This is a genomic window from Nocardia pseudovaccinii NBRC 100343 (assembly GCF_001613225.1).
GTDB lineage: Bacteria > Actinomycetota > Actinomycetes > Mycobacteriales > Mycobacteriaceae > Nocardia > Nocardia pseudovaccinii.
The window spans coordinates 1-995 of the sequence record NZ_BDBY01000007.1 but is presented as its reverse complement, the minus strand read 5'-3'; the positions used below and the strand labels follow the sequence as shown (position 1 = coordinate 995).

Sequence of the window (995 nt, the reverse complement as noted above, 5' to 3'; positions counted from 1 at the left end):
GACGCGACCTGGGAGTTCGCCTCACGGGTGTTGAGTGGCGACGAGGTCGACGAACTCGCCGGGCTGTGGGCTCGAGCTCTGCGGGCGCTGGCCGAGCACGTCCGGTCCGACACCACACCCGGCTTCACTCCGTCCGACTTCCCGCTCACCGCGGTATCGCAGGACGATGTCGACAACTGGCTGCGGGAATACCCGTCGATGACCGATGTGTGGCCACTCACCGCCCTGCAGTCCGGGCTGCTGTTCCACACGATCTACGACCGGGACGGCGACGACGGCTACATCGTGCAGGCGGCGCTGACGTTTGCCGGGCAGGTGGATGGGGAGCGGATGCGGCGGGCCGCGCAGGCGCTCATCGACCGGCACGACAGTCTGCGGACCGCGTTCGTCGAGAGTGCCGACGGGCCACGTCAGATCGTGTTGCGCGACACCGAGGTCGACTGGGACGAGTCGAGTCTCACCGATGTCGACCAGCAGCCAGCAGCACTTCGCCGACTCGCGGCTGCGGCTGCGGCTCCGTTCGACCCGGCGCGACCGCCGCTGGTGCGTTTCCATCTCGTGCGCACCGGCGTCGATATGTTCCAGCTGCTGGTGACCAACCACCATCTCGTGCTGGACGGCTGGTCGATGCCCCTGCTGATCCACGAATTGCTCGCGCTGTACACATCCGACTGCGATACCGCCGAGTTCGCGCCGCCTCGTTCGTACCGAGAGTATCTGCAGTGGCTACAGTCTCAGGATCGCGACGCCGCGACCGCCGCGTGGCGCGAGATGCTCGCCGGAATCGACAGTCCGACGCGGGTCACGAGCGGGCCGGATCGGACCGTCACCCAGGCCGGGGAAGTCGGCCTGAACCTGGACGCCCGGACCACCGCCGCGATTCTCGAGCTGGGCCGCTCGCACGGTGTCACTGCCAACACGGCCCTGCAGGTGGCGTGGGCGTTGCTGGTGGCCGTCCTGACCGGACGGTCGGACGTGGTGTTCGGCAATACGCT

1 protein-coding gene is annotated in these 995 nt (G+C 68.0%); it reads left to right on the top strand.

The genetic code is table 11. The features are described 5' to 3' along the window. A partial coding sequence (locus tag NP3_RS00490) for a condensation domain-containing protein (RefSeq protein ID WP_157123962.1) occupies window positions 1–995 on the top strand: 995 nt, incomplete at both ends.